General features: G+C 34.6%; 19 protein-coding genes. 17 read left to right on the top strand and 2 right to left on the bottom strand.

The features are described 5' to 3' along the window. Positions 1-108 precede the first annotated feature (108 nt). From MKX31_RS16810 to MKX31_RS16735, 16 genes are all read left to right on the top strand, one after another. On the top strand, positions 109-903 hold the full coding sequence (locus MKX31_RS16810) for a TIGR00282 family metallophosphoesterase (protein ID WP_001221093.1): 795 nt from the start codon (positions 109-111) through the stop codon (positions 901-903). 149 nt (positions 904-1,052) lie between these two features. Next, positions 1,053-1,313, top strand: coding sequence for a stage V sporulation protein SpoVS (gene spoVS, locus MKX31_RS16805; protein ID WP_000404341.1), 261 nt, complete (start codon positions 1,053-1,055; stop codon positions 1,311-1,313). 58 nt (positions 1,314-1,371) lie between these two features. Beyond that, positions 1,372-2,295, top strand: a complete 924-nt coding sequence (locus MKX31_RS16800) for a dipeptidase (protein ID WP_088047318.1) — start codon at positions 1,372-1,374, stop codon at positions 2,293-2,295. Positions 2,296-2,522: 227 nt separating this feature from the next. Next, entirely contained in the window at positions 2,523-4,280 is a 1,758-nt protein-coding gene (locus MKX31_RS16795) for a 2-oxoacid:acceptor oxidoreductase subunit alpha (protein WP_000625413.1), read from the top strand. Next, positions 4,267-5,133, top strand: coding sequence for a 2-oxoacid:ferredoxin oxidoreductase subunit beta (locus tag MKX31_RS16790; protein WP_000190158.1), 867 nt, complete (start codon positions 4,267-4,269; stop codon positions 5,131-5,133). Before MKX31_RS16795 ends, MKX31_RS16790 begins: the two co-directional genes overlap by 14 nt. Positions 5,134-5,562: 429 nt before the next feature. Beyond that, positions 5,563-7,092 carry a tRNA (N6-isopentenyl adenosine(37)-C2)-methylthiotransferase MiaB gene (miaB, locus tag MKX31_RS16785; protein ID WP_001005383.1) on the top strand — a complete coding sequence of 510 codons (1,530 nt, stop codon included), beginning with the start codon at positions 5,563-5,565 and terminating at the stop codon, positions 7,090-7,092. A gap of 3 nt (positions 7,093-7,095) precedes the next feature. Next, positions 7,096-7,527: a RicAFT regulatory complex protein RicA family protein gene (locus MKX31_RS16780; RefSeq protein ID WP_000649386.1), complete on the top strand. Its 432-nt coding sequence runs from the start codon at positions 7,096-7,098 to the stop codon at positions 7,525-7,527. Between the two features lie 125 nt (positions 7,528-7,652). Then, on the top strand, positions 7,653-8,195 hold the full coding sequence (gene cotE, locus MKX31_RS16775; protein WP_001288802.1) for an outer spore coat protein CotE: 543 nt from the start codon (positions 7,653-7,655) through the stop codon (positions 8,193-8,195). 181 nt (positions 8,196-8,376) lie between these two features. Beyond that, positions 8,377-11,049, top strand: a complete 2,673-nt coding sequence (gene mutS, locus MKX31_RS16770) for a DNA mismatch repair protein MutS (protein WP_064475033.1) — start codon at positions 8,377-8,379, stop codon at positions 11,047-11,049. Positions 11,050-11,057: 8 nt separating this feature from the next. Beyond that, a complete protein-coding gene (gene mutL / locus MKX31_RS16765; protein ID WP_149173484.1) occupies positions 11,058-13,001 on the top strand; it encodes a DNA mismatch repair endonuclease MutL in 1,944 nt (647 codons plus the stop codon). Between the two features lie 269 nt (positions 13,002-13,270). Further along, a complete protein-coding gene (locus MKX31_RS16760) occupies positions 13,271-13,975 on the top strand; it encodes a lantibiotic protection ABC transporter ATP-binding protein (protein ID WP_000138158.1) in 705 nt (234 codons plus the stop codon). Positions 13,976-13,978: 3 nt separating this feature from the next. Next, entirely contained in the window at positions 13,979-14,731 is a 753-nt protein-coding gene (locus MKX31_RS16755; protein ID WP_064475035.1) for a lantibiotic immunity ABC transporter MutE/EpiE family permease subunit, read from the top strand. Position 14,732: 1 nt separating this feature from the next. After that, positions 14,733-15,491: a lantibiotic immunity ABC transporter MutG family permease subunit gene (locus MKX31_RS16750; protein WP_000279847.1), complete on the top strand. Its 759-nt coding sequence runs from the start codon at positions 14,733-14,735 to the stop codon at positions 15,489-15,491. A gap of 41 nt (positions 15,492-15,532) precedes the next feature. Then, a complete protein-coding gene (locus MKX31_RS16745; RefSeq protein WP_340981344.1) occupies positions 15,533-16,195 on the top strand; it encodes a response regulator transcription factor in 663 nt (220 codons plus the stop codon). Next, positions 16,183-17,544, top strand: coding sequence for a sensor histidine kinase (locus tag MKX31_RS16740; RefSeq protein WP_064475037.1), 1,362 nt, complete (start codon positions 16,183-16,185; stop codon positions 17,542-17,544). Before MKX31_RS16745 ends, MKX31_RS16740 begins: the two co-directional genes overlap by 13 nt. Before the next feature lie 214 nt (positions 17,545-17,758). After that, positions 17,759-18,745 (top strand): choloylglycine hydrolase family protein, encoded by a 987-nt coding sequence (locus MKX31_RS16735; RefSeq protein ID WP_064475038.1) that lies wholly within the window; start codon positions 17,759-17,761, stop codon positions 18,743-18,745. Between the two features lie 468 nt (positions 18,746-19,213). On the opposite strand, the gene MKX31_RS16730 is transcribed toward MKX31_RS16735, so the two are convergent. Then, a complete protein-coding gene (locus MKX31_RS16730; RefSeq protein ID WP_000461129.1) occupies positions 19,214-19,399 on the bottom strand; it encodes a hypothetical protein in 186 nt (61 codons plus the stop codon). 482 nt (positions 19,400-19,881) lie between these two features. Between MKX31_RS16730 and MKX31_RS16725 the strand changes: the two genes are divergently transcribed. Then, entirely contained in the window at positions 19,882-22,665 is a 2,784-nt protein-coding gene (locus MKX31_RS16725) for a dynamin family protein (protein WP_064475039.1), read from the top strand. 98 nt (positions 22,666-22,763) lie between these two features. Here MKX31_RS16725 and MKX31_RS16720 read toward each other — a convergent pair whose 3' ends face one another. Beyond that, positions 22,764-24,683: an LTA synthase family protein gene (locus MKX31_RS16720; protein ID WP_064475040.1), complete on the bottom strand. Its 1,920-nt coding sequence runs from the start codon at positions 24,681-24,683 to the stop codon at positions 22,764-22,766. Positions 24,684-24,717 lie beyond the last annotated feature (34 nt).

The raw sequence follows: 24,717 nt of genomic DNA, 5'->3' as shown, positions 1-24,717 counted from the left end.
TAGTTATACCTAGTATATAAGTGAAACAAACTTATAATAAATATATTGTAAGGAAATCACTTGAAGCTATAGTAATAAAAAATGTAGTACATAGGAAGGGTAAGACATATGAGAATATTATTTGTTGGGGATGTAGTAGGATCTCCTGGTAGAGGTATGATTCAACAATACGTACCGGCATTAAAAAAGAAATATACACCTACAGTAACCATTATTAATGGAGAAAATGCAGCAGGTGGACGTGGAATTACGGAAAAAATATATCGAAACTTTTTAGAATGCGGGGCACAAGCGGTTACACTTGGAAACCACGCTTGGGATAACCGTGAAGTATTTGAATTTATTGATGACGCAAAATATCTTGCAAGACCAGCTAACTTCCCAGAAGGAACTCCAGGAAAAGGACTTATCTTTGTGAACTGTAATGGAACAGAAGTTGCAGTTATTAACTTACAAGGACGTACATTCCTTCCTCCGATTGATTGCCCATTCCGTAAAGTGGATGAATTGATTAACATTGCAAAAAAACGTACGAATATTATCTTTATTGATTTTCATGCGGAAACTACAAGTGAAAAACAAGCGTTAGGTTGGTATGTAGATGGTCGTGCTACGGCAGTAGTGGGTACACATACACATGTTCCTACAGCAGATAATCGTATTTTACCAAGCGGAACCGCATATATCACAGATGTTGGTATGACAGGACCTTACGATGGGATTTTAGGTATGGATCGAGAAGCGGTATTGAAGAAGTTTTTAACAAACTTACCAGTACGATTTGAAGTGACAAGTGGTAGAACACAATTAAGTGCAGTGTTAGTTGATGTGGATCCTAATACAGGAAAAGCTAAGAAAATCCAGCGTATCTTAATTAATGATGATCAGCCATTTTTTGAGTAATTCCTGGATAGAATTTAGAAAAGTTATTATTTTTTAATTTTTTAGAAAAATTACAGAAATTTAGCAGGAATACGCGTCATTCCTCGTGAATATAAGTTAAAGTGAAATAATTGCTAATACTTTTTATAGAAACGAGGAGGAAACGCGGAATGGAAATATTAAAAGTTAAAGCAACGTCGGTCCCTAATTCTGTAGCTGGTGCACTTGCAGGTGTTATTCGCGAACGCGGAACAGCAGAAATTCAAGCCATTGGTGCAGGTGCATTGAACCAAGCGGTAAAGGCAGTAGCAATTGCAAGAGGATTTGTAGCGCCTAGTGGTTTGGACCTGATTTGTATCCCAGCGTTCACAGATATTATGATTGATGGGGAAGAGCGTACAGCAATAAAATTAATTGTAGAACCTCGTTAAGTTTAAACAACCTGTTTGCAGTATGCAAACAGGTTGTTTTTATAATGGAGGAATGGAAATGAAAATTTTTGATGCTCATTGTGATGTACTCTTTCAGTTATGGAGTGCACAGGGGAAAAAGGATTTTAAAAACGATCCGCAATTACATATTACATTTGAACAGTTAAAGAAAAGAAAAGGAAGTATACAATGTTTTGCTATATATGTGCCAGAAACGGTGCTATATGAAAAACGATTTGAAGCGGCATTACAAATGGTAGATATTTTTTATAATGAAATTTTATCATTACCGGGTGTAAAGTTTATTCAGACAAAAGATGATATTAACATGTTAAAACAGGACGAGATTGGAGCGATATTAACACTAGAAGGATGCGAAGCAATTGGAAAAGATGCAATGAAATTACGGTTGTTTTATCGTCTAGGAGTACGTTCTTTTGGACTAACATGGAATTATGCCAATTTATTAGCTGATGGTGCGCTAGAGACACGTGGGGCGGGTTTAACGACCTTTGGTAAACATGTTGTACAAGAACTTAATACGTTACATGTATGGACTGATGTGTCGCATCTGAATGAAAGAAGCTTTTGGGATGTGATAGAAATTGCAAAAAATCCTATTGCCTCCCATTCAAATAGTATGAAACTTTGTCAGCACCCACGTAATTTAAACGATGAACAACTTAGAGCTCTTATAAAGCGAAATAGCATGATTGGTGTTACTTTCGTACCACAGTTTCTAATAAGTGAAAAACAAGCGAATATAGCAGATATAGTAAAACATATCGAATATATTTGTTCATTAGGTGGAGAGAACAATATAGGGTTTGGTTCGGATTTTGATGGGATATTAGAAACAGTTGTAAATGTATCAGCGTATGGAGAATATGAAAATGTAATTAATGAGCTTTGTAAACACTATGCTGCATCTACAGTAGAGCGATTTTTATATGATAATTTTGTTGATCATATAAGCTTTTAAGATTTTTGTTTTAAAAATCCAGAAAAATTAGAATTAATTCATTTGATATTATTGCTTTTTTTAAGACCTAATACTAGAATGAAAAACAAAATAGCTTTATACTAAAGATTCAGGGAAATCAGAAGAGGCATAATTTGCGTCCGTTGTAGTTTATTTGTATAAAAAATGCTAAACTATTACTGTAAAAAAATACACTACAATGAATGCAGCCAAAAGGGGTGTAGGAGATGATTAGTCAACTTTCATGGAAAGTTGGAGGCCAACAAGGTGAAGGAATTGAAAGTACAGGAGAAATCTTCTGTATTGCATTAAACCGATTAGGATATTACCTATACGGTTACCGCCACTTCTCATCACGTATTAAAGGCGGCCATACAAATAATAAAATTCGCGTAAGTACAACAGAAGTACGCGCGATCTCAGATGATTTAGATATTCTAATTGCTTTTGATCAAGAAACAATTGATTTTAACTTCCACGAACTACGTCCAGGTGGAATTGTAGTTGCGGATGCGAAATTTAATCCAACAATACCTGATAATACAGATGTAAATCTATATGTGATACCGTTTACAGATATTGCTTCAGAATTAGGCACATCATTAATGAAAAACATGGTTGCTGTTGGGGCATCAAGTGCGGTATTAGGATTAGATGAAACAGCTTATTTAGATGTTGTTGAAGAAATCTTTGGTCGTAAAGGAGAGCAAGTTGTTCAAAAGAATATGGACGCAATTAAGCGCGGCTCTCAATATATGAAAGAATTGCTAGGTGAGAAAGTAAACATGATGCAGCTTGAAAAAGCTGATGGTAAGAAACGCATGTTTATGATTGGAAACGATGCAATCGCATTTGGTGCGGTAGCTGGTGGTGCTCGCTTTATGTCTGCATATCCAATTACACCTGCATCTGAAATTATGGAATACTTAATTAAAAAATTGCCAAAAGTTGGCGGAACAGTAATCCAAACTGAGGATGAAATCGCAGCTTGTACAATGGCAATCGGTGCAAACTATGCTGGTGTTCGTACATTAACTGCATCTGCTGGTCCGGGTCTATCTTTAATGATGGAAGCGATTGGTTTAGCGGGTATTACAGAAACACCATTAGTAATTGTTGATACACAACGTGGTGGTCCAAGTACAGGATTACCAACGAAACAAGAGCAGTCGGATTTAATGGCGATGATTTACGGTACGCACGGTGAGATTCCAAAAATCGTAATGGCGCCAAGTACAGTTGAAGAAGCTTTCTATGATATTGTAGAAGCATTTAACCTAGCTGAAGAATATCAAGTACCTGTTATTTTCTTAACGGATTTACAGCTTTCTTTAGGAAAACAAACTGTAGAACCGCTTACGTTAGATAAAGTGGAAATTCGTCGCGGTAAGCTTGATTTAGAAGCGGAATTACCAGAACGTGAAAATAAAGCATACTTCAAGCGTTATGAAGTAACCGAAGATGGCGTTTCACCACGTGTTTTACCTGGTATGAAAAATGGTGTTCACCATGTTACAGGTGTAGAACATGATGAAACTGGTAAACCATCTGAATCAGCAATAAACCGTAAAGATCAAATGGACAAACGTTTCCGTAAAATGGAGAACTTGAAGTTTAACACCCCTGTCTATAAAAATGTTAAGCATGAAGAAGCGGACGTATTGCTTGTTGGATTTAACTCAACTCGTGGTGCGATCGAAGAGGCAATGGAGCGCTTAGAACAAGAGGGTATGAAAGTAAACCATGCTCATGTGCGTTTAATTCACCCGTTCCCAACAGCTGAAATCGATCCACTTGTGAAAAATGCGAAGCGTGTTGTAGTAGTAGAAAACAATGCAACAGGTCAGCTTGCTAACATTATGAAAATGAATCTTGGTAACGGTGAGAAAATTTCTAGTCTTTTAAAATATGATGGGAACCCATTCTTGCCGAAAGAGATTTACAACGAATGCAAAAAAGGGGTTGTATTAAATGGCAACATTTAAGGACTTTCGTAACAGTGTAAAACCAAACTGGTGCCCAGGTTGCGGAGACTTCTCGGTGCAAGCTGCAATTCAACGTGCGGCAGCTAACGTTGGCTTAAATCCAGATGAACTTGCTGTTATCTCCGGTATCGGCTGTTCAGGTCGTATTTCGGGTTATATTAATTCATATGGTGTGCATAGTATTCATGGTCGTGCCCTTCCAATTGCACAAGGTGTGAAAATGGCAAATCGTGATTTAACAGTTATCGCATCAGGTGGTGACGGTGATGGATTTGCGATTGGTATGGGACATACAATCCATTCTATTCGTCGTAACATAGACATTACGTACATCGTAATGGATAACCAAATTTACGGATTAACAAAAGGGCAAACTTCACCGCGTAGTGAAGCTGGATTTAAAACGAAAAGTACACCACAAGGTTCAATTGAACCGTCACTAAATGTTATGGAAATGGCTTTAACAGCTGGTGCGACATTTGTGGCGCAAAGCTTTTCAAGTGATTTAAAAGAACTAACACAAATTATTGAAGCTGGTATTAACCATAAAGGATTTTCATTAATTAACGTATACAGCCCATGTGTTACTTACAATAAAGTAAATACTTACGATTGGTTTAAAGAAAATTTAACAAAACTAAGTACAGTAGAGGGATATGATCCGTCTAATCGCATGATGGCTATGCAAACGTTAATGGAAAATAACGGATTAGTAACAGGTTTAATATATCAAAATACAGCGCAACCTTCATACCAAGAACTTGTAAAAGGCTATAGTGAGAAGCCTTTAGTGCAAGCTGATTTAAATATGGATCAGAAAATGTTTGATGAACTTGTTGCTGAATTTATGTAATATAAGAAGAGGAGGTTGCCATTTGGTAACCTTTTTTTATGAGTAAAAAATATAGGGTAGTCTTATTTACTTAGAAAATTCAGAATGGTAAAATAATATATAAATCGTTGTATGAAAATGGCGAGTTCATTGCTGATGAAATGTAAGATCAGACAGAGCCTCTTTCTTGTTAAAATTGGCGCAACGCTTCATACTATGGTAATGTTTATAGGGATAAAGCAATATGCTTTTGGATAGGACAAAAAGAAGTATGAAAAGGGAATGTCTATTTGTGTGGGGAAGACTTCATTCTTATGAATGATTAGATTGATTACTCAAGTTTCAAAGGACAAGTTATCTCTCAAGCTATCTAACCATTTTTGAGGTGAGTCAAAGCGCATTAAAATGGACTATAGAGTGTGTATAGTTAAGGGTGAAAGGAGATTACCGATGAACGAGCAACAACGATTAGCAAGTCAACAAGCAAATTCCTCTACGAAAAAAGAAGAGAAAGATTATAGTAAATACTTTGAAAGTGTATACCAGCCACCTTCCTTAAAAGACGCGAAAAAACGAGGGAAAGAAGAAGTTAAAATTGAACGGGATTTTGGCTTACCTGAAGAATTTCGCAATTTTGGTACAGGAAGAAAGTTCTATATTCGTACATATGGTTGTCAAATGAATGAGCATGATACGGAAGTAATGGCGGGTATTTTCACCGCACTTGGATATGAGCCAACCTTTTCAACTGAAGATGCAGATGTAGTTTTATTAAATACTTGTGCAATTCGTGAAAATGCTGAAAATAAAGTGTTCGGTGAACTAGGTCATTTAAAGTCATTAAAAAGAAGAAATCCGGACCTTTTAATTGGTGTATGTGGTTGTATGTCTCAAGAAGAATCTGTTGTAAATAAAATTATGCAAAAAAATCAGCATGTAGATATGGTGTTTGGAACGCATAATATTCATAGATTGCCGTATATTCTAAAAGATGCAATGTTCTCGAAGGAGACGGTAGTTGAAGTTTGGTCAAAAGAAGGGGATGTAATTGAAAACCTTCCGAAAGTACGCCGTGGTGATATTAAAGCTTGGGTAAATATTATGTATGGCTGTGATAAGTTCTGTACATATTGTATCGTGCCGTATACACGTGGAAAAGAGCGAAGCAGACGTCCAGAAGACATTATCCAAGAAATTCGTCATTTAGCTGCGAATGGTTATAAAGAAATTACGTTACTTGGCCAGAACGTAAATGCATATGGTAAAGACTTTGAAGATTTTGAATACGGACTTGGCGATTTAATGGACGAACTCCGTAAAGTTGATATTGCTCGTATTCGTTTTACAACGAGCCATCCACGTGATTTCGATGATCACTTAATTGAAGTGCTTGGAAAAGCTGGAAACTTAGTAGAACATATTCACTTACCAGTTCAATCTGGAAGCACAGATATGTTAAAAATTATGGCGCGTAAATATTCACGTGAGCATTATTTAGAACTTGTAAGAAAAATTAAAGAAGCAATTCCAAATGCAGTATTCACAACTGATATTATCGTTGGTTTCCCAAATGAAACAGATGAGCAATTTGAAGAAACGATGTCGTTATATCGTGAAGTAGGATTTGATACTGCCTTTACCTTTATTTATTCTCCGCGCGAAGGTACACCAGCTGCAAAAATGAAAGATAATGTACCGATGGAAGTGAAAAAAGAACGTCTTCAACGCTTAAATACACTAGTAAATACGTTGGCAATTGAAAAGAATAATCGTTACAAAGGTCAAATTGTAGAAGTGTTAGTTGATGGGGAAAGTAAAAATAATCCAGAAGTACTCGCAGGTTATACTCGTACGAATAAACTTGTAAACTTCGTCGCTTCAAAATCTTTAATTGGTCAGCTTGTGAAAGTAAAAGTAACGGAAGCAAAAACTTGGTCTCTTAACGGGGAATTAGTTGAAGAGCCGATTGAGGTGGAATAATAGATGAAAGCATATTCGAAAGATGAAATTGTTGAACAAGCGAAAGAATTAGCAAAAATGATTTCTGAAACAGAAGAAGTTGATTTCTTTAAGAAAGCAGAGGCGCAAATTCATAAAAATGAAAATGTAAAGCGCGCAATTGATGAAATTAAAGCACTGCAAAAACAAGCAGTAAACTTGCAGCATTACGGGAAATGGGAAGCTTTGAAAAAAGTAGAAGCTGACATTGATGCATTGCAAGATAAGTTGGATAGTATCCCAGTTGTGCAAGAATTTAAATCTTCACAAACATATGTAAATGACTTACTACAGCTAGTTGCAAGTACGATTTCTAACAACGTAACAGATGAAATATTAATTTCAACTAATGGCGATGTATTGAAGGGTGAAACGGGTGCGGCGGTAGAAAGTAAAAAAGGAAATTGTGGTTGTTAAAGAGATGTCGAATTGACATCTCTTTTTTTAGTGGGTTAAACGTAAGTTCTTCTCGAAAAAAGAATGACACATTCCGCTATTGTCACGCATATGATTAAGTGAATAGTGATTGAGGAGGGTTACGAATGTCCGAATTTAGAGAGATTATTACAAAAGCAGTGGTTGGAAAAGGACGTAAGTATACAAAGTCAACGCATACATGTGAATCGAATAATGAGCCAACAAGTATTTTAGGGTGCTGGGTAATTAACCACTCGTACGAAGCAAGAAAGAATGGAAAGCATGTGGAAATTGAAGGTTTCTATGATGTGAACACTTGGTATTCATTTGATGGTAATACAAAGACAGAAGTTGTAACAGAACGTGTGAACTACACTGATGAAGTGAGTATTGGGTATCGTGATAAAAACTTTTCTGGTGATGATTTAGAAATTATTGCTCGTGTCATTCAGCCACCAAATTGTTTAGAAGCTCTTGTATCACCAAATGGTAATAAAATTGTTGTAACTGTAGAACGTGAATTTGTAACAGAAGTAGTTGGGGAAACGAAAATTTGTGTAAGTGTAAATCCTGAAGGTTGTGTAGAATCAGACGAGGATTTCCAAGTCGATGATGATGAGTTTGAAGAATTAGATCCGAACTTTATCGTCGATGCAGAAGAAGAGTAATAGAAAGCTAGGGAGAAGTTCTTCCTAGCTTTTTACTTTACATAAGTGATGCTTGAATGAACATGATTCCTTATGAAATGTGCTATAATGAGGAAAGACTCCTGAAATAGGAGATATGGATGTCCGTGAAGTGTGACATATATGAAAATTGATTACTATGTAAGAATTATGGAGGAAAAGTATGACGCAATATACCCCTATGATACAGCAATATTTAAAGGTTAAGGCAGACTATCAAGATGCCTTTTTATTTTTCCGATTAGGTGATTTTTATGAAATGTTCTTTGAAGATGCGGTTAAAGCAGCTCATGAACTTGAAATTACATTAACGAGCCGAGATGGTGGTAGTAGTGATCGTATACCGATGTGCGGTGTACCGCATCATGCAGCTAAAAATTATATTGAACAACTTGTTGAAAAAGGATATAAAGTAGCTGTTTGTGAGCAAGTGGAAGATCCAAAAACAGCTAAAGGTGTAGTGCGCCGTGAAGTCGTACAACTAATTACGCCAGGAACGATGATGGAAGGGCGTACTATTGATGAGAAAGAAAATAACTTCTTAGCAGCATTAACACATTTTGAAGATGGATCGTATGCTTTAGCTTGTAATGATTTAACGACTGGACAAAATACAGTAACGTTGTTAACAGGTTCAGTAGAAGATATTTTATTAGAAGTGTATGCAACTGGTTCAAAAGAAATTGTTGTAGATTCTACATTTTCAAAAGATGAATTAAATAAATTAACTGCAACATTAAAAATGACGATTTCGTATGAAGATGCAACAACGATTCCGGAAGGGTTAGAACATCTTGTGAAAAACGTTTCGCAAGCAAAGTTAATTAAAGCAGTTGGACGCTTATTTAACTATGTGATAAGAACGCAAAAACGTTCGTTAGACCATTTGCAACCAGTGGAAATTTATTATACGAATCAATTTATGAAAATTGATGTGCATTCAAAGCGAAATTTAGAGCTGACAGAAACACTTCGAACGAAAGAAAAAACAGGATCATTATTATGGCTATTAGATAAAACGAAAACAGCTATGGGTGGTCGTATGTTAAAACAGTGGATGGAACGTCCACTGATTCAAAAAGAAAAAGTAGAAGAGCGTTTAGAAATGGTTGAAACATTTGTAAATGATTACTTCTTACGTGAAGATTTAAAAGAAAAATTAAAAGAAGTATATGATTTAGAACGTTTAGCAGGGAAAGTTGCATTTGGTAATGTGAATGCACGGGACTTATTACAGTTAAGACGATCTTTACTTCAAGTACCAGCTATTTTAGAAGCGATTAGTCTATTAGATAATGCTTATGCAGCAAGGTTAATTCAAGGTGCGGATCCATGTGAGAGCTTAACTGAATTACTAGGAAGAAGTATTCAAGAAAACCCACCACTTTCTATTAAAGATGGAGATATTATTAAAGACGGTTATAATGACAAGCTTGATCAATATCGTTACGTTAGTAAAAACGGGAAAACGTGGATCGCTGAGCTTGAAAAACGAGAGCGTGATATTACAGGAGTTAAATCATTAAAAATCGGGTACAACCGTATTTTCGGCTACTACATTGAAGTGACGAAGGCGAATCTTGCAGCACTTCCAGAAGGCCGCTATGAGCGTAAACAAACGCTTGCTAATGCGGAACGTTTCATTACAGATGAATTGAAAGAAAAAGAAACATTAATCTTAGAAGCAGAAGAAAAAATTGTACAATTAGAATACGATTTATTTACAGCGCTTCGTGAAGAAGTAAAAGTATTTATTCCGAAATTACAACATTTAGCGAAAGTAATTAGTGAATTAGACGTACTGCAAAGTTTCGCGACAGTTAGTGAAGAAGAACAGTTTGTAAAACCTGTTTTAACAACTAAGCGCGAAATCTTTATAAAAGATGGTCGTCATCCTGTCGTTGAAAAAGTATTGAACGGGAAATTGTATGTACCGAATGATTGTATTATGCCGGAGAAGATGGATGTCTTTTTAATTACAGGACCGAACATGTCTGGTAAAAGTACGTATATGAGACAATTAGCACTTGTAACTGTTATGTCACAGATTGGTTGTTTCGTACCAGCAACAGAAGCGGTATTACCTGTATTCGATCAAATCTTTACGAGAATTGGTGCAGCGGATGATTTAATTTCGGGTCAAAGTACATTTATGGTCGAAATGTTAGAAGCGAAAAATGCAATTGCAAATGCATCAGAAAGAAGTTTAATTTTATTCGATGAAATTGGACGCGGTACATCTACTTATGATGGTATGGCACTTGCACAAGCAATCATTGAACATATTCATGACCAAATTGGTGCGAAAACGTTATTCTCTACGCATTATCATGAATTGACGGTGCTAGAAGAAAGTTTAGGACAATTGAAGAATGTACACGTTTCAGCTATTGAAGAAAACGGAAAAGTAGTATTCCTTCATAAAATTCAAGATGGAGCAGCTGATAAAAGTTACGGAATTCACGTTGCGCAACTTGCGGAGCTTCCAGATAGCTTAATCGCTCGTGCGAAAGAAGTGTTAGCGCAACTAGAAGGACAAGAAGAAATTATTATTCCAAAGCGTACAGAAGTGAAAGTACAAGAAGTGGCTCCAGAACCAGCTGTTGTAAAAGAAGAACCAGCAGAAATACAAGAGCCGAAGGTAGAGACTGAGGAAGAATCGCAATTATCATTCTTTGGTGGAGAACAGTCTTCAAAAAAACAAGACAAGTCAGTGCTAGATGCAAAAGAAACGACGGTACTTGCACAAATTAAAAAAATTGATTTACTTGATATGACACCTTTAGAGGCGATGAACGAACTGTATCGCTTGCAGAAAAAGTTAAAGAAAGGATGAGTAAGTAGATGGGGAAAATTCGCAAACTCGATGATCAACTCTCTAACTTAATTGCGGCAGGGGAAGTAGTAGAGCGCCCTGCCTCAGTCGTAAAAGAACTTGTGGAAAATTCTATCGATGCGAATAGTACATCTATTGAAATCCACTTAGAAGAAGCTGGTTTATCAAAAATTCGCATCATTGATAATGGGGATGGCATTGCAGAAGAAGATTGTATCGTCGCTTTTGAACGACATGCGACGAGCAAAATTAAAGATGAAAACGATCTGTTTCGCATTAGAACACTCGGTTTCCGCGGTGAGGCATTGCCGAGTATTGCCTCAGTTAGTGAATTAGAATTAATCACAAGCACAGGTGATGCGCCTGGTACACACCTTATGATTAAAGGTGGAGACATTATAAAGCAGGAGAAAACAGCGAGCCGAAAAGGAACAGATATTACAGTACAAAACTTATTCTTTAATACACCAGCGCGTCTTAAATATATGAAAACCATTCATACAGAGCTTGGGAATATTACGGATATCGTGTATCGTATTGCAATGTCACATCCAGAAGTATCATTAAAGCTGTTTCATAATGAAAAGAAATTGCTTCACACATCAGGAAATGGTGATGTAAGACAAGTACTTGCATCGATTTACAGCATTCAAGTTGCGAAAAAGCTTATTCCAATTGAAGCTGAATCTTTAGATTTCACAATTAAAGGTTATGTAACACTACCAGAAGTAACGAGAGCATCTCGAAATTATATGTCAACGATCGTAAATGGTCGTTACGTTCGAAATTTCGTATTAATGAAAGCAGTTCAGCAAGGATACCATACATTATTGCCAATTGGACGATATCCAATCGGTTTCTTATCGATTGAAATGGATCCAATGCTTGTTGACGTTAACGTACATCCTGCGAAATTAGAAGTCCGTTTTAGTAAAGAACAAGAATTGCTAAAACTTATCGAAGAAACATTGCAAGCAGCATTTAAAAAAATACAGCTCATCCCAGATGCAGGTGTAACAACGAAGAAAAAAGAAAAAGATGAAAGTGTGCAAGAACAGTTCAAGTTTGAGCATGCGAAGCCGAAAGAGCCATCTATGCCGGACATCATTTTACCGACGGGCATGGATGAAAAACGAGAAGAACCACTGGCTGTGAAACAGCCAGCACAACTGTGGCAACCGCCGAAACAAGAATGGCAACCAACACAGTCGCTCGTAAGAGAAGAACAAAGTTGGCAGCCATCTACTAAACCGATAATAGAAGAACCAATTCGAGAAGAGAAATCGTGGAACAGTAACGATGAAGACTTTGAATTAGAGGAATTGGAAGAAGAAGTTCAGGAAATAAAAGAGATTGAAATGAACGGTAATGACTTACCACCGCTTTATCCAATTGGACAAATGCATGGAACATATATTTTCGCTCAAAATGATAAAGGTTTATATATGATTGACCAACATGCCGCGCAGGAACGTATTAATTATGAATACTTCCGTGACAAAGTAGGAAGAGTAGCGCAAGAAGTACAAGAGCTACTTGTACCATACCGTATTGACTTATCTCTTACTGAATTTTTACGTGTCGAAGAGCAACTAGAAGAACTGAAAAAAGTTGGACTGTTCTTAGAGCAATTCGGTCATCAATCCTTTATCGTCCGCTCACATCCAACGTGGTTCCCGAAAGGACAAGAAACAGAAATTATCGACGAAATGATGGAACAAGTCGTCAAACTAAAAAAAGTTGATATTAAAAAATTACGTGAAGAAGCAGCCATCATGATGAGCTGTAAAGCGTCCATTAAAGCAAATCAATATTTAACGAACGATCAAATATTTGCTTTATTGGAAGAACTACGTACAACAACAAACCCATACACATGCCCGCACGGAAGACCAATTCTTGTGCATCATTCTACTTATGAGTTGGAGAAGATGTTTAAGAGGGTTATGTAGGGATACTGTCATTTTGGATATGATTTAATAAAAAAGAAGCGATGAAATAAATCGCTTCTTTTTTGTTTGCATTTATATTAAAAGCTTTTCATTTTTTTATAAATTTTTCATTTGTAACCATGTGTAGAAAAATCAAGTGAATCTATAGTTTCATACATATAGCATTTGAAAAAGCTTTTCCTTTTTCTCTATGTTTTTTTATTTTCCTTATAGAATCCTTATAATTGTCGTTTACTCTAGAATTACAATATACGAGGAGGAAGTTTAGGATGACTGAGATGATGTTAGAAACAAAAAATCTTTGCAAAACATTTAGAAAGCAAAGTGTAGTACAAAATATTTCGCTTTCTGTACCAAAATATGCAATTTATGGATTGTTAGGTCCTAATGGGGCAGGGAAATCGACAACTTTAAAAATGATAACAGGTATGCTTATACCTACTTCTGGTGAGATTTATTTTGATGGTCATAAATGGACGCGGCAAGATTTACATTCTATTGGTGCTTTAATTGAGTCTCCGCCACTTTATGAAAATTTAACAGCAAGAGAAAATCTGTTGGTTCGTACGACTGTTTTAGGATTACCTAAATCAAGGATTGATGAAGTATTGCATGTTGTGGAGCTAGAGAATACAGATAGGAAAAAAGCGAGGGAATTCTCTATGGGGATGAAGCAACGATTGGGAATTGCGATTGCATTGCTGAATCATCCGAAGTTTTTAATATTAGATGAACCGATGAATGGACTAGATCCTTTTGGGATTCAGGAATTAAGAAAATTAATCCTTTCCTTTCCCACAAAAGGAATTACTGTCATTTTATCCAGTCATATTTTAAGCGAAGTAAGTCAAATTGCAGATCATGTTGGGATTATCTCAGGCGGTGTGTTGGGGTATCAGGGGAAACTGAATAAGGATGATGACCTGGAAGATTTATTTGTACAAGTGGCTGGAAAGTATAGAAGGGAGGCATAAGAAATGAATTTATATATTGCATCTGAAAAAATTAAAATTAAACATACTTTTTTGAACAAACTTATATGGCTAGTTCCATTTGCCACAATACTAATTGCTTTTTTATTATCGGCGGATTATTTTCAATTATCTAGTTACAATTGGTGGTACATTACGATGCTTCCAGGAATGATTTCTTTAAGTTGTGTACTTCTTGCGGAGAAAGATAAGAAAATGAATAATCGTTCTATCTTATCGTTACCAGTTTCATTAAAACGAGTATGGATTTCTAAAGTATTACTAATTTTAGGGATTTTGAGCTTTTCATGCATACTTTTTTTCTGTGGAATCCAGTTATCTAGTTTACTATTAAATAAGGAGAACTTCCAAATCATTCCTACAGTAAATGCGCTATTAGGAAGCGTTCTTTTAATCGTTACTTTTATGTGGCAAATTCCACTCTGCTTGTTTTTAGGTAACAAAATAGGTCTATTTCCGACGCTTCTGTTGAATGTAGGGGCAAATGGAATTTTTGGAGTTGTATTGGCAACAAAAAATATTTGGATGATTAGTCCATACACATATCCAAGTAGACTTATGATTCCTATTTTGAAAATACTACCAAATGGTCTATATGCAGAAACCGGAAGTGTAACGTTCAAACCAGAACTCCTTTCCTACGATGTAATTTTGCCAGGCGTGGCAATTTCTGTCGTGTTGTTCTTTTTGTTTACTTATATGACGGCAAAATGGTTTGAAAAGCAGGAGGCAAAATAATATGGCGGTTTTGTCGAGGATAGTAAGAGCTGATTTTATAAAAATGAAACATACGATTTTTTTCTGGATACATATAGCGATGCCAATCATCGGTATTGCTCTTTTTTTAAGTTATTATTCCATTTCAAAAGTTGATTCTATAAATAAGGTTTCAGGATATATTCAAGTATTATCGATATCTTTTCCGTTGCTAATTAGCATTGTGTGCTCTTCTGTTGTGGAACAGGAGGCTGTGGCAGGGAATTTTAAAGAACTTTTATCAACGGAATACGGAAGGCGTAAAGCATTTATTAGTAAAGTATGTTTACTTTTAATATGTGGGTTTTGTTCAACTATGTTGGCAGTCGTTGGGTTTGCGGCAGGGTTTCATTCTCTGTTAGGACAAAATAACTTTCCATTTGCTTTGTATGTTGAAATTTCCTTCATTCTTTTTGGTTGTCAAATCTTTATGTATATATGGCATCTGTTCTTAAATTTTCGCTTTAGTAAAGGTGCTTCCATTGGGATTGGAATTATAGAAAGCTTGCTGGTAGCTTTAATGCTTACAGGGATGGGAGATGTGATTTGGAAATACACGCCATGTGCGTGGAGTGTGAGATTATGCAATTATTTTTTGGAGCACAAATTGAGCCCCGCTTCTATTCATGTCTTACAAGTAGAGGGGAAAATTGGAGCAGTGATTTGCGTTTGTTTCACGATCATTGCATTTGTTATTTCCCTTGTATGGTTTTCCTTTTATGAAGGCCGTAAAGAAATGTAAGTGCATTTGTATTATAATGGAAGTGAGAGGAGGGATTCTATATGGCAAGAATATTAGCAATTGATGATGAAGAAGGCATCCTTTATATTATAAAAAGTGCTTTAGAGAAAGAAGGCCATGAGGTAACTGCCGTTAGTAATCCTCTTACTATACCAAAGGAGAAATTTTGTCATTATGATTTAATTCTATTAGATGTCATGATGCCAGAAATAGATGGTTTTACACTTTGTAAGGAAATACGGGATTTGGTTGATAGTCCAATTGTATTTCTAACAGCCAAAACAATGGAGAAGGATCTGATCACAGGGCTTAGTCTCGGTGGAGATGACTATATTACAAAACCTTTTGGAATTGGAGAACTGCGTGCGAGGGTATCCGCACATGTAAGGCGTGAGCATAGAGAAAAGCAAAATGCATTTTTCCTGTCAGGTCTTACACTTCATCTGTCATGTAAAGAAATATGGCATGACGATACATCTATCGCATTTACGAAAAGTGAGTATGGAATTTGCGAATATTTAGCTTTGAATCATGGACAAGTATTTTCAAGAGAAAAGATTTACGAAAATGTTTTTGGTTATGAGGGAGAAAGTGATAACCAAGTAATTGTGGAACATATTAAAAATATCCGTCAAAAATTATGTAAGCATAACATGAATCCAATAGAAACAGTATGGGGAATTGGTTATAAATGGAGAAAGTGAAAAAGCAAGTCAATCTTAGTAAGATTTTAATACAGTATATTTTTGCATTTTCAATAGGGACGATTGCATTAGTTACTTTTTTTATGATTCTATTCCAAGTTGGAGTTAACGCAGAGGTAATCTTGCCAGCAAATTATTATGAAAAGCAGATTGAGTCGCAAAGAGATGCTATAGTTAAAGCGGAGCAGGACGATGATCAAATTTTAAAGCAATATAAATATGTTGTGTATGATTTTTCTGGAAACGTTATTCAAGGGAGTATTAATAAAGATTATGCGGGACAAATATGGAATAACATACATAAGGATGAAAAAGGTGATAGTAAGTACTACTATGCAGTTATAGAACGTGATAAAGATATTTGTGTCATTCTATATACGTTACATGCTACTTTTAAAAATCCTTTTTTGAAGAAGTATTTACCAAGTCCGGAAGTTTGTGAAATTGTTCTTTTTATTCTATTATTTGTTGCCGAAGTGATATTTCTATCTCGCTCTTTTGGTAAAACATTGTCAAAGGAAATGCTGATTTTGAGAAATGTAACAGATAAAATTCAAAAGGAAGATTTAGATTTTCAAGTGGAACAATCTAAAATAAAAGAAGTGAATGAAGTATTAACTTCTTTAGTAAAAATGAAAGATGAATTAAATCATTCGTTACGTACACAGTGGAATATGGAAACAAATAGAAGAGAGCAGATTGCTGCTTTGGCACATGACATTAAAACGCCATTAACGATATTGAGAGGGAATGCAGAGCTATTAAATGAATCAATGCTAGATTCAAATCAGAAGAAATGTAATGAGCATATTTTGAAAAGTATTGATGAGATGGAAATATATATGAAATCTTTGCTCGATATTACGAAATGTGAGGAAGGCGCTTCACTTCAATTCAAGCAAACAGATCTCCGCGACTTTATTCGTAATATTATAGAAGAAAGTGCAATTTGTGTTTTAGGCAAACAGTTAAATCTAATTGAAAATGTTCAGGACATACCAAATTTTATTCCTATTGACGAGACCGCTTTGAAAAGAGCAATTATGAATATAATGATGAATGCAATTGAATATTCTCCAACAAAGGGTGACTTGATGTTCTCAGTGGAAATGATTAGTGAAAAACTGCAATTTATTGTAGAGGACTCGGGAAGAGGGTTTACAGAAGAGGAAATGCATTCAGCTACAGAGCAGTTTTATAGAGGAGATAAAAGTAGAAACTCCAAAGATCATCATGGAATGGGGTTATACATTGCTAAAAGCTTTGCAAAGCAACACGGTGGAAACCTTTACTTAAGTAATTCGGAAAAGCTGCACGGTGCAAAAGTTGTTTTGGAAATATCAGCGTAGTAGAGAGGGTACAGATTATAACAAGTCGCTCCTTTTTAATATAATTCTTTTGCAACTACATTTTAAAAATTCATTTATAAACTAGAGATAACCTCAACCTATTTGTACTTTATATGTGCCTTCTCAATTTTTTTGTAAGGAAAGAGGTTTTCAATTTACAGATTTATCAGAATTATGTAAAGTGTAGATAAAACCATAAAACGGGGTGTTCTTTATGTGTACTAGTTTGACATTACAGACAAAAAACGGTCAGCATCTTTTTGCAAGAACGATGGACTTCACATTAGATATGAATCAAGAAGTAATAATCATTCCTCGACATTACCAGTGGAATAATATAACTGGTGAAATTATTAATACGAAACATGCTACGGTCGGAATGGGGATTAATCATCACGGAAGGGTCATTATGGCGGACGGAGTAAATGAAGCTGGTATGACATGTGCAACACTCTATTTTCCAGGATTCGCTGCTTATAGTCAAAGCATAGATGACAACAAAACGAATTTGGCTCCATTTGATTTTGTGACTTGGAGTCTCACGCAATTCAATTCTGTCAAAGAGTTAAAGAAATCTGTAGATAGCCTTACCTTTTTGGATATACCATTACCGGATTTAGGACTTACGCCACCACTACATTGGATTTTAGCGGATAAATGGGGAGATTGTATTGTACTGGAGCCGACAAATGAAGGATTAAAAATGTATGATAACCCACTAGGAGTGATGACGAATAGTCCGGAGTTTAATTGGCATTTGCAAAATTTAAGACAATATATAGGCCTTAAATCGCAGCCATTCGCGCCAACTGAGTGGAGTAACTTATCATTAAGTGCTTTTGGTCAGGGCTCAGGCTCAATGGGACTTCCAGGGGATTTCACCCCGCCATCAAGGTTTGTGCGAGCAGCATATGGCAAACAAAACATTCAAGGTATAGATAGTGAAGAAGAGGGAGTATCGGCCCTATTTCATATTTTATCAAATTGCGAGGTTCCTAAAGGCGGAGTAATAACAGAAGAAGGTGCATTAGATAATACCATATATACAAGCGTAATGTGTATGGAGTCCGGAACATATTATTATCATACCTACGATTGTAGACAAATTATAGCCATTCATTTATTTCATGAAAATTTAGATACAAATGAGATTAAAGCCTATCCGTTCCAACGGAAACAAAAAATATTTTATGAAAATTAGGTAGCTTTGAAACAATGTTTGGTAAATATAATAGAGCAATAATGCCTATATAATTCTTGGGTACTTCTTTAACTTTGTGATTCACCATAGATCTACTCCTTTCTTCAATGACTCCAACAAGTAAAACTTTGCTGGTAGAAGCATTGGCTAAGGTGCAGTGATGGTGGACTTTATTGCCTAATGTATTTGAATAGTATTATCCTGAATATCTCTAAAAACGCTAAGAAACTTATTTCTTCTAGAAGGCCCATTAAAGTGCTATTAGGTAAAATGAACATGGACGTACTCCATTTATAAATAGTAAAGAACAAAAAAGGTGTGGAAAATATCCATACCTTTTTTGTTTTTCTATTATCTATGTATAAAAAAGCGCTGTATATCAGCACTTTTTAAAAGTACATGAGCTGTATAAAAAGTATAAATTACTTAAAACGTAACTATGCAGCGTCAAAATGAAGAACTATACGCTTATTTATTTTTATTATTATTAATTTTTTCCGTATATAACACTTGTTCTTTATAGTGTTTTTTAATTGGGAAAGTATGTGTACCAGAGCCGTTTTTGAAAGTTTTATTGATGGGGTTTTTTAGCGGGATTGTTGTAGTTTCAGTAAATTCATATGGGTAATTTATTTTAGATTTATCTTCAAACATGAAAATGCCTCCTTTTAGGATTTCCTGAATTCTTTACTATAACATGATATGCATATAGATTTTTTTTGGACTAGTTATTTATATAGGTTAATGGAATTAAATTACGTAACTACTGAAATATTTCAAAGGAAAACAATGTGAGAAATATATGATAATGCTTCTTTTATTTATTAGGGAAGGAAATATTGCATATATATTCGTTATAAATTGTTTTTATAATATGGTTTATATAGATTTTTCCTGATAATATAATGCGGGAGATTATAGTCTTATTAGGTTATTAGGAACATTTAATGCTGTTTCACAACTGAAAGGAAAATGAAAAAAAACTGAAACTTTTCTCATAAAAATTCAATCTAACTTAAAAAATGAAAGGAAAATGAAATTTTCCAAAAGATATTCTTTGTTAAGATAAAAAGCATACATACAAAAAGTATTGACATATCTTAAAAATGTATTTTCAAGATATAGTGGGGGAAAAGATGAGAGTAGAAAAACAATTAATAAAAAAGATGTATTATGAAACATTCCTAATGGAGAATGAAACAAAACCACCTATTGACGTACTTGGAGAAGCTTATGTAAACGAAGAAAGAAATGAGATTTCTGATGGATCTTACATTCGTTTTGCACAAGGTGAATTTTATTATCGCCATCAAGATTTTGAAGCAGCTATTTTTAAATGGGAGAAGGTTAGTAATGAATTAGCACCATGGGCACAAAAAAATATTGCCGATGCTTATTTCGAGCTTAATCAATTACCAGTTGCTGAAAATGTTTATACTTCCATTACTACTGATAATATAATATTGATGACGGAGATTAGATTACAATTACTTTCTCTTTACATAGAGCAAAATAATTTTGACTCTGCTTTCGCTGTTATTAAAGAAGCAGTTTCTTTAAATCCGGATTATCCAAATGTTACAAAAATTGCACGTTCCTTTTATGAGGAGCAGCAAGATTTTGATAGTGCAGTAGAGCTTGCTGTCAATGAGTTAATTCGAACAGAATCTTATCCGTGGTTTGAGGTTTTAAAAGGATATATCGATAAAAGATTTACTAAACATATTTCACCAGATTATTTTTATGAAGTATTAGTTACGTTAAATAATGTAGATCAAGTACAATTTACGCAAATGGTTTCATCACTTTGGAATAGTTATAAAAACGAACAAAATTACTTATCATGGCTTAACACAATAAATGAATTTTTCTTACATATTGAAATACATTCGTCCGATATATGGGACAAAATTTCTTCTCTTTACGAAGGAACGTACTTTGAATTAATTCAAGGTCAATATAAGCTTAAACAATTACACGACATCATTCCAAACTTGTTAACAAATTGGTTAAAGGTAGTCAATCCATCTTATGCTGTATTTCCATCTGCAGCTGTGTTGGCATGGGATGAGATTTTCCCTTCTAAAATAGATGCAGCAAATATAAAACATGCTGAAAACCTGTTGTTATATTCTATTAATCATGTGAACGGCTTAGAGTATAGTTTGCATCTTTTTGAATCTATTACAGAGTGGGCACAAAAGCATAATATAGAAATGGGTCACCGATTTAGATGGTTAGTTGGCGAGCTCGCAGATTTAAGCACAAATCGCATTTTAGTAACGGGAACTTCAGGAAACGGAAAAACTACATTTATTAACTCTATATTAGGAGAAAATATATTAGAAAAATCAATTTCAAATGTAGTAGTTTTAAAAAATGATGAGCATACAGAAATTAACGCCATAACAGACTCTACAATTACAACAACGGAAGATGTCTCTGATTACTATAATATGATGTCTCAGCACCATCAAACATATAGAGATAGAGCGTGTGTTGAATTTAAATTACCATGCAGATTTTTAAGTGAAAATAAACTTACATTTGTAGTTACACCTGGCTTTAATAGAAATAACGATACTAGGGATGAGATATTCGAATATTTAAATTCTGTAGACGAATTACTATTCGTATTAAATGCGGATTCACCTTTTACTGACAAAGAACGTGATATTCTATTAAGCATTCAAGAACATACACCAAATTTACAAATTCATTTCTTATTAAATAAAATCGATAACATATACAGTGATGCAGAAGTGAAAAGAGTATTACATGATACGCAAGCGAGAATAAACACATATTTCCCGCATGCGAGAATTTTCCCTTACTCTTCGCTATATACAAGTAGTCAACAATTAAATGATTTAACTGAGTTTATTCATTTTAACTGTAATCATAAAAATATCGATGCAGAACGTACGGAAAAGCTATTGTTTTTCATTCGAAAAACAATTACATATCTTTTGGATAAACGCGTTGAGAAAGAAAATAATCTAGTGGATGCGATTAATTGGAACGAAGATATGCTAGTGAAACTAAATGGTAGTATTAATAATCTTACTGCTTTTGAGAAGGAAAAAATTCATTTCATTACAAAATCATATCGTACAATGAAAACTGAAATTATGAATGACCTTACTGAAAATATTCCGAAGATATTACAGAGTTGTTCGGATTTAATTAGTGAAGAAAGCGATTTCGGGCACATTGATACGGAACTAAATAAAGCGATGAATGAAAGAGTACATAAATATTTAGAGCAAACTGTATTACCTAATTTTGCTCTTTCTATGCAAAATTGGATTGCGATTTCTAATAATGAGCTCCTTCAAAGTCAATCGTACTTAGAAGAACTTAGTGAAGGGCTTAATTCTTTATTTGGAGAAAATCGAATACAGTTAGAATGTGATTTTAAAGTGCTTGATGACTGGCGCAGAGATACTGACAGAATGACGACTAGAATACAAATGGATGAAGTAAATATTTTACGTCGCTTTACGCCAGCGCAATTTTTACTGAAAAGTGCCGGTAAATTATTTGGAGTTCTTCCTAAAAACAAAGGTATGCTATATAACAAATACAAACAGTATGTAGAAAATGAAGATTATACCGAGGTAACGGCTTCTATTATGAAGAAATTTTTCTTGCAATTTGAGCTATTTGAAAACACGCAAGAGCGGGATATTAACATATTCTTTAGAAATCCATTTAACTCCTTGAAACAAGCTGTAGAAAACACTCATTTAGAAATACAAGAAAAACAAGAGATGTTACATAAGATGAAATCACAACCTGAAGTTTATCAAGATTCTATCATGCTCTTTGAATTGAGATTACGTCAATGTGAAGTAATTTTAAATATAGGTGATGATCATACCTATACAGATGTAACTTTAGAAACAAGCGTAGAATAAAAGTAAAATATACGAGGTTTTTATATGACATTGCATCATATGTTATAAGAGAGTGAAAGGGAGCAACTGTAATAAGTTGCTCCCTTTTCGTATTTAGATTATTTTTCAGTCTCTTTAATTTTAGTTTGTACTTTGCCAGTTTTAATTTTATTACTTTCTGAGAAACGTAATAAATCGCCTTCAATAATTTTGTCGGACATTCGTAATTCATTTTGTGCACGGTTAATGAGTGCTTGTGCTTCTTTTTTTGGTAAATCTACAATTTCACCTGTTATGCGGTCATAGAAAGTATTGTTTGTGTATGCATACTTGTCTGTAATAAAGCTACCATCACGTAAAACGACAAAACCGGCATATTCATCTGAAAACATATCATGACCAAAACGGATATCGTTCGTAGTATCAATCCCTAATAAATTTAGAATAGTAGGTTTCATATCGATTTGTCCCGTAGGCTTTGAAATCGTTTGACCTTCTGTTTGGCCAGGTACATGAATATATAAAGGTGTGCGTTGTAAATTTAAAGTATCAAATTCTGTTATTTGATCTTTTTCTAAAAACTGTGCCATTGCACGATTATGTTTTTCAGAAATACCATAATGATCACCATACAACACAATAATAGAATCATCATACATTCCTTCGGCTTTTAAACGCTCAATAAACTTTTTAATTGATTCGTCTAAGTAACGTGCTGTTACGATATAACGATCAAATACGCCATTACCAGAGTTATATGGTTCAATGAATTTTGTATCTTCATCATACGTAAATGGATAATGGTTCGTTAACGTAAGGAAACGAGCGTAAAATGGTTGATCAACAGTTTTTAATATATCTACTGATTGATCGAAGTATTCGATATCTTTTAATCCCCAATTTAAATTTGTTTCGGGTGTAATTTTGTAATCAAGTTCGTTATAGTAACGATCATAACCAAGAGCGGAGTACATAATATTACGATTCCAAAATGTTGCGTTATTCGCATGGAATACAGAAGTGAAATAACCTTGCTGACGTAAAATTTCTGGAGTCGCAGTATAATCATTGTTACCGTGTGTGAAAAATACAGCTCCTCGATTTAATGGATACAATGACGTATCGATTAGAAATTCAGAATCGGATGTTTTTCCTTGCCCAGTTTGGTGGAAAAAGTTATCGAAGTAATAGCTTTCATTTATGAATTCATTCAAGAATGGTGTAACTTCTTGACCGTTAACTGATGCGCCTATTAAAAAGGTTTGTAGGGATTCAAGAGTGACAACAATTACGTTTTTTCCTTTTGCTGCACCAAACATGTTAGGGTTTGGCTCACTTTGGTTTGCCTTTACGTAGTTTTCAGTTTCTTGTAATTTACTACTATCAGCAAGTGCTTTTTGTGATCCTGCTTTTACTTGTAGTGTTAAATCATATACTTGATGAGTGTATAGTCCCAAATTTTTAACAAGCATGACTCGGTCGAATGATCTCGTTAATAGTTCAGGGCGTTCTTTTTCTGCAAGGTGTAGATTCGCAAAAAATACACCAAACGTTAAGAGAAAATATAACAAGCGTGCCGGATGAGTTACACGTCCTGTTTGGAAGACTAGTGCCTTCTTCTTTAACAAAATAAAGAAGAAAATAATGTCTACGAAAGCGAGTATAATTTTATAGTTCAATATTTCTATAATACTGCCGCCTAATTGGCCAAAGTTTGATGTTTGTCCAAGTACTGGTAACGTAACGAAATCACTATAAAAATCATAGAACATTACATTCCCAACAAGTATGATTGTTAATAAGAGATTAATACATAGCGCTATATAATTTCGCTTTTCACCGGTTGCAAATAATGCTAATCCGACAAAAGCTAATGATGCAGCGAGAGGGCTAATAAACAAAATAAGCTCTTGCGTTGAAGACTCAATTTTTAAATCAAAACTGAATCTTGTAATAAGATATGTTTTTAACCATACTGCTAAAGCAATTATTAAAACAAAGCTTATATTTTGCATTTGTAAATTGATTTTATTTTTCATTTTTACACCTTCTTTATACAATTTATTTAACTTG

Origin of the sequence: Bacillus sp. FSL M8-0063, from assembly GCF_038005545.1 — a bacterium.
Lineage (GTDB): Bacteria > Bacillota > Bacilli > Bacillales > Bacillaceae_G > Bacillus_A > Bacillus_A wiedmannii.
This window is presented reverse-complemented; position numbering and strand designations above follow the sequence as displayed.

What these genes read in the sequence shown, in the direction of transcription:
- MKX31_RS16755 (WP_064475035.1), top strand. Translation starts at nt 13,979, where the DNA reads ATGAATTTATATATTGCATCTGAAAAAATTAAAATTAAACATACTTTT.
- mutL (WP_149173484.1), top strand. Translation starts at nt 11,058, where the DNA reads ATGGGGAAAATTCGCAAACTCGATGATCAACTCTCTAACTTAATTGCG.
- MKX31_RS16790 (WP_000190158.1), top strand. Translation starts at nt 4,267, where the DNA reads ATGGCAACATTTAAGGACTTTCGTAACAGTGTAAAACCAAACTGGTGC.
- spoVS (WP_000404341.1), top strand. Translation starts at nt 1,053, where the DNA reads ATGGAAATATTAAAAGTTAAAGCAACGTCGGTCCCTAATTCTGTAGCT.
- MKX31_RS16780 (WP_000649386.1), top strand. Translation starts at nt 7,096, where the DNA reads ATGAAAGCATATTCGAAAGATGAAATTGTTGAACAAGCGAAAGAATTA.
- MKX31_RS16740 (WP_064475037.1), top strand. Translation starts at nt 16,183, where the DNA reads ATGGAGAAAGTGAAAAAGCAAGTCAATCTTAGTAAGATTTTAATACAG.
- MKX31_RS16760 (WP_000138158.1), top strand. Translation starts at nt 13,271, where the DNA reads ATGACTGAGATGATGTTAGAAACAAAAAATCTTTGCAAAACATTTAGA.
- MKX31_RS16795 (WP_000625413.1), top strand. Translation starts at nt 2,523, where the DNA reads ATGATTAGTCAACTTTCATGGAAAGTTGGAGGCCAACAAGGTGAAGGA.
- MKX31_RS16800 (WP_088047318.1), top strand. Translation starts at nt 1,372, where the DNA reads ATGAAAATTTTTGATGCTCATTGTGATGTACTCTTTCAGTTATGGAGT.
- MKX31_RS16810 (WP_001221093.1), top strand. Translation starts at nt 109, where the DNA reads ATGAGAATATTATTTGTTGGGGATGTAGTAGGATCTCCTGGTAGAGGT.
- cotE (WP_001288802.1), top strand. Translation starts at nt 7,653, where the DNA reads ATGTCCGAATTTAGAGAGATTATTACAAAAGCAGTGGTTGGAAAAGGA.
- MKX31_RS16730 (WP_000461129.1), bottom strand. Translation starts at nt 19,399, where the DNA reads ATGTTTGAAGATAAATCTAAAATAAATTACCCATATGAATTTACTGAA.
- MKX31_RS16720 (WP_064475040.1), bottom strand. Translation starts at nt 24,683, where the DNA reads ATGAAAAATAAAATCAATTTACAAATGCAAAATATAAGCTTTGTTTTA.
- miaB (WP_001005383.1), top strand. Translation starts at nt 5,563, where the DNA reads ATGAACGAGCAACAACGATTAGCAAGTCAACAAGCAAATTCCTCTACG.
- MKX31_RS16725 (WP_064475039.1), top strand. Translation starts at nt 19,882, where the DNA reads ATGAGAGTAGAAAAACAATTAATAAAAAAGATGTATTATGAAACATTC.
- MKX31_RS16745 (WP_340981344.1), top strand. Translation starts at nt 15,533, where the DNA reads ATGGCAAGAATATTAGCAATTGATGATGAAGAAGGCATCCTTTATATT.
- MKX31_RS16750 (WP_000279847.1), top strand. Translation starts at nt 14,733, where the DNA reads ATGGCGGTTTTGTCGAGGATAGTAAGAGCTGATTTTATAAAAATGAAA.
- MKX31_RS16735 (WP_064475038.1), top strand. Translation starts at nt 17,759, where the DNA reads ATGTGTACTAGTTTGACATTACAGACAAAAAACGGTCAGCATCTTTTT.
- mutS (WP_064475033.1), top strand. Translation starts at nt 8,377, where the DNA reads ATGACGCAATATACCCCTATGATACAGCAATATTTAAAGGTTAAGGCA.